Here is a 7298-nt window from a genome sequence, read left to right as displayed (position 1 = left end):
CGGACCAAGCCGCACGTGAACGTGGGCACGATCGGTCACGTTGACCACGGCAAGACCACGCTGACGGCAGCTATCACGACGGTTCTGACCAAGAAGTTCGGTGGCGAAGCCAAGGCGTACGACCAGATCGACGCGGCACCGGAAGAAAAGGCACGTGGTATTACCATCAACACCGCGCACGTCGAGTACGAAACGGCTAACCGCCACTACGCACACGTCGACTGCCCGGGCCACGCTGACTACGTGAAGAACATGATCACGGGCGCGGCACAGATGGACGGCGCGATCCTGGTTTGCTCGGCTGCTGACGGCCCGATGCCGCAAACGCGTGAGCACATCCTGCTGGCACGTCAGGTTGGCGTTCCGTACATCATCGTCTTCCTGAACAAGTGCGACATGGTCGACGACGCCGAGCTGCTCGAGCTGGTCGAAATGGAAGTGCGCGAACTTCTGTCGAAGTACGACTTCCCGGGCGACGACACGCCGATCGTCAAGGGTTCGGCCAAGCTGGCGCTGGAAGGCGACACGGGCGAGCTGGGTGAAGTGGCGATCATGAGCCTGGCCGACGCGCTGGACACGTACATCCCGACGCCGGAGCGTGCAGTTGACGGCGCGTTCCTGATGCCGGTGGAAGACGTGTTCTCGATCTCGGGTCGTGGCACGGTGGTGACGGGTCGCGTCGAGCGCGGCATCGTCAAGGTCGGCGAAGAAATCGAAATCGTCGGTATCAAGCCGACGGTGAAGACGACCTGCACGGGCGTGGAAATGTTCCGCAAGCTGCTCGATCAAGGTCAGGCAGGCGACAACGTCGGTATCCTGCTGCGCGGCACGAAGCGTGAAGACGTCGAGCGCGGCCAGGTTCTGGCCAAGCCGGGTTCGATCACGCCGCACACGCACTTCACGGCTGAAGTGTACGTGCTGAGCAAGGACGAAGGCGGCCGTCACACGCCGTTCTTCAACAACTACCGTCCGCAGTTCTACTTCCGTACGACGGACGTGACGGGCTCGATCGAGCTGCCGAAGGACAAGGAAATGGTCATGCCGGGCGACAACGTGTCGATCACGGTGAAGCTGATCGCTCCGATCGCGATGGAAGAAGGTCTGCGCTTCGCAATCCGCGAAGGTGGCCGTACCGTCGGCGCCGGCGTCGTCGCGAAGATCATCGAGTAATTCGAGTACAATACTCGGCTTGCTTGAGTAGTTGATGTACCCTGGGTCCGCCCCGCGGCGTCTTGTCGCGGGGCGGACCTACGCTCTTTATATTGTCTGGCGGCGCAAGTCCGCCTCGCTCTTTTTAAGGAATTGTCATGCAGAACCAAAAAATCCGTATCCGCCTGAAAGCATTCGACTACCGCCTGATCGACCAGTCGGCTGCTGAAATCGTCGATACGGCGAAGCGCACGGGCGCAATCGTCCGCGGTCCGGTGCCGCTGCCGACGCGTATCCAGCGTTTCGACATCCTGCGTTCGCCGCACGTCAACAAGACGTCGCGCGACCAGCTCGAAATCCGTACCCACCTGCGCCTGATGGACATCGTCGACCCGACGGACAAGACCGTCGACGCGCTGATGAAGCTGGACCTCCCGGCTGGTGTGGACGTCGAAATCAAGCTGCAGTAAGAGTCTCGAGCGCGGCCAGGATGACCTGATCGCGCTAAGTCTTTGATTGCTTGCGGAAATCGTGGGAGGACGTTATACTTGACGTCTTTTCGCGCATTCGCGCAAAAAAATCGGTGTGTCTTGCGGGCCTTTACCCCGGAAACGTGCCGGTACTTTGTAAATTAGCCCCGACCAATCGCAGTCGGGAATGGAGAAAACGATGAGCCTTGGACTCGTAGGTCGCAAGGTTGGCATGACCCGTATCTTCACGGCCGAAGGGGATTCGATTCCCGTGACCGTGCTGGACGTGTCCGACAACCGCGTGACGCAGATCAAGACTGTTGAAACCGACGGCTACACGGCCGTGCAGGTTGCGTTCGGTACGCGCCGCGCTTCGCGCGTGACGAAGCCGATCGCAGGTCATCTCGCCAAAGCCGGTGTTCAAGCCGGTGAAATCCTCAAGGAATTCCAGATCGACGCCGCCAAGGCTGCCGAGCTGTCGAATGGCGCCGTGATCGGTGTGGATCTCTTCTCGGAAGGCCAGAAGGTCGACGTGCAAGGCACCTCGATCGGTAAGGGCTACGCCGGTACCATCAAGCGTTACAACTTTGCTTCGGGTCGTGCTTCGCACGGTAACTCGCGCTCGCACAATGTGCCGGGCTCGATCGGTATGGCGCAGGATCCGGGTCGTGTTTTCCCGGGTAAGCGCATGACCGGTCACATGGGTGACGAAACCGTGACGGTGCAAAACCTCGAAATCGCCCGTATCGACGCAGAGCGCAGCCTGCTGTTGGTCAAGGGTGCCGTTCCTGGTGCAAAGGGCGGCAAGGTTTTCGTGACGCCGGCTGTCAAGGCACGCGTCAAGAAAGGAGCGCAATAATGGAACTGAAGCTCCTGAACGCTAATGGTCAGGAAGGCGCAGCAGTTAACGCGTCGGACGTCGTGTTCGGCCGTGACTACAACGAAGCGCTGATCCATCAGATCGTTGTCGCCTATCAGGCGAACGCGCGCAGCGGTAACCGCGCGCAGAAGGACCGTGAACAGGTCAAGCACACCACCAAGAAGCCGTGGCGTCAGAAGGGTACGGGTCGCGCTCGTGCCGGTATGTCGTCGAGCCCGCTGTGGCGTGGCGGTGGTCGCATCTTCCCGAATTCGCCGGAAGAAAACTTCGCTCACAAGGTCAACAAGAAGATGCATCGCGCAGGCCTCTGCTCGATCTTCTCGCAGCTGGCCCGCGAAGGCCGCATCTCGGTCGTCGAAGAGCTGTCGCTCGAAGCGCCGAAGACGAAGCTGCTGGCCGAAAAGTTCAAGGCCATGGGTCTCGAATCCGTGCTGGTCATTACCGACACGGTCGACGAGAACCTGTTTCTCGCGTCGCGCAACCTGCCCCACGTGGCAGTCGTTGAGCCGCGTTTTGCCGACCCCCTCTCGCTGATCTACTTCAAGAAGATCCTGATCACGAAGGCAGCGGTCGCCCAGATCGAGGAGTTGCTGTCATGAGCGAGATTCGCAAGAACGATCATCGTTTGATGCAGGTCCTGCTCGCGCCGGTGATCTCCGAAAAGGCGACGCTGGTGGCGGAGAAGAACGAACAAGTCGTCTTCGAAGTCGCCCCGGATGCGACGAAGCAGGAAGTCAAGGCTGCTGTCGAGCTGATGTTCAAGGTGGAAGTTGACTCCGTCAACGTGCTGGTCCAGAAGGGTAAAGCCAAGCGCTTTGGCCGCTTCAACGGCAAGCGCAAGGACGTGAAGAAGGCGTACGTCTGCCTGAAGCCCGGCCAGGAAATCAACTTTGAAGCGGAGGCCAAGTAATCATGGCAATCGTGAAAGTTAAGCCGACTTCGCCGGGTCGCCGCGCGATGGTCAAGATCGTCAACAAGGATCTGCACACGGGCAAGCCGTTCGCGGCGCTGCTCGACACGCAATCCAAGACGGCTGGCCGTAACAACAATGGTCGTATCACGACCCGTCACAAGGGTGGTGGTCACAAGCAGCACTACCGCGTGATCGACTTCCGTCGTACGAAGGACGGCATTCCGGCAAAGATCGAACGCCTGGAATACGACCCGAACCGTAGCGCGAACATCGCGCTGGTTCTGTACGCAGACGGTGAGCGTCGCTACATCATCGCCCCGAAGGGCGCGGTGGTTGGCCAGCCGCTGATGTCGGGTTCGGAAGCGCCGATCAAGTCGGGTAACGCTCTGCCGATCCGCAACATCCCGGTCGGTACGACGATCCACTGCATCGAAATGCTGCCGGGCAAGGGCGCGCAGATCGCGCGTTCGGCTGGTACGTCGGCAATGCTGCTGGCACGCGAAGGCGTCTACGCGCAGGTTCGTCTGCGTTCGGGCGAAATCCGCCGCGTCCACGTTGAGTGCCGCGCAACGATCGGTGAAGTGGGCAACGAAGAACACAGCCTCCGTCAAATCGGTAAGGCTGGTGCGAACCGCTGGCGCGGCATCCGCCCGACGGTCCGCGGCGTTGCAATGAACCCGGTTGACCACCCGCACGGTGGTGGTGAAGGCAAGACTGCTGCTGGTCGCGATCCGGTTAGCCCGTGGGGCACGCCGGCTAAGGGCTACCGCACCCGCAGCAACAAGCGCACGACGAGCATGATCGTCCAGCGCCGTCACAAGCGCTAAGGAGTAGGCAATGGCACGTTCTATTAAGAAAGGTCCGTTCTGCGACGCCCATTTGCTGAAGAAGGTTGAGGCGGCTGCAGCTACGCGCGACAAGAAACCGATCAAGACCTGGTCGCGTCGTTCGACGATCCTGCCGGACTTCATCGGCCTGACGATCGCCGTGCATAACGGCCGTCAACACGTTCCGGTGTATGTCACGGAAAACATGGTCGGCCACAAGCTTGGCGAGTTCGCACTGACCCGTACGTTCAAGGGTCACGCGGCCGACAAGAAGGCCAAGAAATAAGGGGCAATCAAGATGGAAGTGAAGGCAATTCATCGCGGTGCCCGCATCTCGGCGCAGAAGACGCGTCTTGTGGCTGACCAGATCCGCGGTCTGCCGGTTGACAAGGCACTGAACGTTCTGACGTTCTCGCCGAAGAAAGCGGCTGGCATCGTGAAAAAGGTTGTGCTCTCGGCGATCGCAAACGCGGAACACAACGAAGGCGCGGACATCGACGAGCTCAAGATCAAGAGCATCTACGTCGACAAGGCGGCTTCGCTGAAGCGTTTCACCGCGCGCGCCAAGGGCCGCGGCAACCGCATCGAGAAGCAATCCTGTCACATCACTGTGACGGTCGGGAATTAAGGAGCCATACGATGGGACAGAAAATTCATCCGACTGGCTTCCGTTTGGCCGTCAGCCGCAATTGGGCTTCGCGTTGGTACGCGAACAACAACAATTTCGCGGCGATGTTGAAGGAAGACATCGGTGTTCGTGAATACCTGAAGAAGAAGCTGAAGAACGCTTCGGTGGGCCGTGTTGTGATCGAGCGTCCGGCTAAGAACGCTCGCATCACGATTTACAGCTCGCGCCCGGGTGTGGTGATCGGCAAGAAGGGCGAGGACATCGAACTCCTCAAGGCCGAACTCCAGAAGCGCATGGGCGTTCCGGTTCATGTGAACATCGAAGAAATCCGCAAGCCGGAAACCGACGCGCAGCTGATCGCCGACTCGATCACGCAGCAGCTCGAGCGCCGCATCATGTTCCGTCGCGCAATGAAGCGCGCGATGCAGAACGCGATGCGTCTGGGTGCCCAGGGCATCAAGATCATGAGCGCCGGCCGTCTGAACGGTATCGAAATCGCACGTACCGAGTGGTACCGCGAAGGTCGAGTGCCGCTTCACACGCTGCGTGCTGACATCGACTACGCAACCTCGGAAGCGAAGACGACGTACGGCATCATCGGCGTGAAGGTTTGGGTCTACAAGGGCGACACGCTCGGCCGCAACGACGCACCGGTGGTGGAAGAAGTCGCCGAAGAAAAGCGTCCGCGCCGCAACGCGCGCCCGGGCGATCGTCGTCCGCGCCGTGATGGCGAAGGTGCACCGGGCGCACGCCGTGGCGCACCGCGCCGTGGCGCTGCCGGCGGTGACGGCAAGAGTGGAGAATAACGATGCTGCAACCGAAACGCAGGAAGTATCGCAAAGAGCAGAAGGGTCGTAACACCGGCGTCGCAACGCGCGGCAACGCAGTTTCGTTCGGTGAATACGGTCTGAAGGCTATCGGTCGTGGTCGCCTGACCGCACGTCAGATTGAAGCGGCGCGTCGTGCAATGACGCGTCACATCAAGCGTGGCGGCCGCATCTGGATCCGTATCTTCCCGGACAAGCCGATCTCGCAAAAGCCGGCGGAAGTGCGTATGGGTAACGGTAAGGGTAACCCTGAGTACTACGTCGCAGAGATTCAACCGGGCAAGATGCTGTACGAAATGGATGGTGTGTCCGAAGAACTGGCTCGTGAAGCGTTCCGTCTGGCTGCAGCGAAGCTGCCGCTGAAGACGGTCTTCATGGTTCGCCAGCTCGGCGCCTAAGGAGTTAATGATGAAGGCATCTGAACTTCTTCAGAAAGACAAGGCCGCGCTCGATCAAGAGCTGTCGGACCTCTTGAAGGCGCAATTCGGCCTGCGCATGCAACTCGCGACCCAGCAGCTCACGAACACGAGCCAGCTGAAGAAGGTTCGTCGCGACATCGCACGTGTGCGGACCGTCCTGACTCAGAAGGCGAACCAGAAATGAACGAAAGCGTGAAAACCTCGCTTAAGCGGACGCTGGTCGGCAAGGTCGTCAGCAACAAGATGGACAAGACGGTCACCGTCCTGGTCGAGCGCCGCGTCAAGCACCCGATCTACGGCAAGTACGTCGTGCAGTCGAAGAAGTACCACGCTCACGACGAATCGAACACGTACAACGAGGGTGACCTCGTTGAAATCCAGGAGACCCGTCCGCTGTCGAAGACGAAGGCCTGGACCGTGTCGAAGCTTGTAGAAGCAGCACGCGTCATCTAAAACGCCCGTTTCAGATGATGAAACATCCCGGGGGTCTCTCCCCGGGGTGCAGAAGTAGTTGAAATCGCAGAAGATTTCGCTTGCTAGACCAAGATTATCGAGTTATAGTCTTGGTCTTCCCTCTTTATGGGCGCGCTGTTGGCAAAGCAGCGGGTAAACATGAAAGGGGAAGCAAAATCCGGGCGCCAGTCCGGGTTAGCAAGATTCACCGGAATGCGATGGCCGGTTTCGTTTGCCGTCGCTGCTGTTCATACCCAAGCAGCTGAGCGGTCGTTCTAGTGGCGGCGCGGCTGACGGGACCAAGACTGACCGGATGTGCCATGGTGGCGCGACCGGATTAAGTTGGGATAGATAAACCATGATCCAGACCGAAACTCGGCTTGAAGTAGCCGACAACACGGGTGCGCGTGAAGTCATGTGCATCAAGGTGCTCGGCGGCTCGAAGCGTCGTTATGCCAGCATTGGCGACATCATCAAGGTGACCGTCAAGGAAGCAACGCCGCGTGGGCGCGTGAAAAAGGGCGAAATCTACAACGCTGTTGTGGTTCGCACCGCGAAGGGCGTGCGCCGTCAAGACGGCTCGCTGATCAAGTTCGATGGCAACGCCGCCGTGCTTTTGAACACCAAGCTTGAGCCGATCGGCACCCGTATTTTCGGGCCGGTCACGCGTGAGCTGCGTAGCGAACGATTCATGAAGATCGTTTCGCTGGCGCCGGAAGTGCTGTAAGGAGT

The 7298-nt window shown here is 59.6% G+C and carries 13 protein-coding genes; all 13 read left to right on the top strand.

What is annotated here, in order from left to right; translation table 11 throughout:
• On the top strand, window positions 1-1170 hold a 1170-nt coding region (gene tuf / locus BMY06_RS32710; RefSeq protein ID WP_244174732.1), incomplete at its 5' end, for an elongation factor Tu.
• A gap of 137 nt (window positions 1171-1307) precedes the next feature.
• On the top strand, window positions 1308-1619 hold the full coding sequence (gene rpsJ, locus BMY06_RS32705) for a 30S ribosomal protein S10 (RefSeq protein WP_017777154.1): 312 nt from the start codon (window positions 1308-1310) through the stop codon (window positions 1617-1619).
• Window positions 1620-1818: 199 nt separating this feature from the next.
• Window positions 1819-2478 carry a 50S ribosomal protein L3 gene (rplC, locus tag BMY06_RS32700; RefSeq protein WP_065062826.1) on the top strand — a complete coding sequence of 220 codons (660 nt, stop codon included), beginning with the start codon at window positions 1819-1821 and terminating at the stop codon, window positions 2476-2478.
• A complete protein-coding gene (rplD, locus tag BMY06_RS32695; RefSeq protein ID WP_065062797.1) occupies window positions 2478-3098 on the top strand; it encodes a 50S ribosomal protein L4 in 621 nt (206 codons plus the stop codon). The genes rplC and rplD overlap by 1 nt, the downstream gene beginning before the upstream one ends.
• Window positions 3095-3409 carry a 50S ribosomal protein L23 gene (gene rplW / locus BMY06_RS32690; RefSeq protein WP_065062794.1) on the top strand — a complete coding sequence of 105 codons (315 nt, stop codon included), beginning with the start codon at window positions 3095-3097 and terminating at the stop codon, window positions 3407-3409. Before rplD ends, rplW begins: the two co-directional genes overlap by 4 nt.
• Before the next feature lie 2 nt (window positions 3410-3411).
• Window positions 3412-4239, top strand: a complete 828-nt coding sequence (gene rplB / locus BMY06_RS32685) for a 50S ribosomal protein L2 (protein ID WP_065062792.1) — start codon at window positions 3412-3414, stop codon at window positions 4237-4239.
• A 10-nt stretch (window positions 4240-4249) separates the two neighbouring features.
• Window positions 4250-4525 (top strand): 30S ribosomal protein S19, encoded by a 276-nt coding sequence (gene rpsS, locus BMY06_RS32680; protein WP_027797286.1) that lies wholly within the window; start codon window positions 4250-4252, stop codon window positions 4523-4525.
• A gap of 12 nt (window positions 4526-4537) precedes the next feature.
• On the top strand, window positions 4538-4867 hold the full coding sequence (gene rplV / locus BMY06_RS32675) for a 50S ribosomal protein L22 (RefSeq protein WP_004199272.1): 330 nt from the start codon (window positions 4538-4540) through the stop codon (window positions 4865-4867).
• Window positions 4868-4878: 11 nt separating this feature from the next.
• A complete protein-coding gene (gene rpsC, locus BMY06_RS32670; RefSeq protein WP_028213348.1) occupies window positions 4879-5673 on the top strand; it encodes a 30S ribosomal protein S3 in 795 nt (264 codons plus the stop codon).
• Between the two features lie 2 nt (window positions 5674-5675).
• Window positions 5676-6092, top strand: a complete 417-nt coding sequence (gene rplP, locus BMY06_RS32665; protein WP_027797288.1) for a 50S ribosomal protein L16 — start codon at window positions 5676-5678, stop codon at window positions 6090-6092.
• A gap of 10 nt (window positions 6093-6102) precedes the next feature.
• Window positions 6103-6297 carry a 50S ribosomal protein L29 gene (gene rpmC / locus BMY06_RS32660; RefSeq protein ID WP_027819350.1) on the top strand — a complete coding sequence of 65 codons (195 nt, stop codon included), beginning with the start codon at window positions 6103-6105 and terminating at the stop codon, window positions 6295-6297.
• Complete coding sequence (gene rpsQ / locus BMY06_RS32655; RefSeq protein ID WP_065062790.1) at window positions 6294-6566, top strand: 30S ribosomal protein S17; 273 nt, start codon at window positions 6294-6296, stop codon at window positions 6564-6566. The genes rpmC and rpsQ overlap by 4 nt, the downstream gene beginning before the upstream one ends.
• 358 nt (window positions 6567-6924) lie before the next feature.
• Window positions 6925-7293 carry a 50S ribosomal protein L14 gene (gene rplN, locus BMY06_RS32650; protein ID WP_006998478.1) on the top strand — a complete coding sequence of 123 codons (369 nt, stop codon included), beginning with the start codon at window positions 6925-6927 and terminating at the stop codon, window positions 7291-7293.
• Window positions 7294-7298 lie beyond the last annotated feature (5 nt).

This window comes from Paraburkholderia tropica, assembly GCF_900109265.1.
Classification (GTDB): domain Bacteria; phylum Pseudomonadota; class Gammaproteobacteria; order Burkholderiales; family Burkholderiaceae; genus Paraburkholderia; species Paraburkholderia tropica.
Note: the sequence above shows the minus strand (reverse complement) of the source record. Positions and strands in the feature narration are given on the sequence as shown.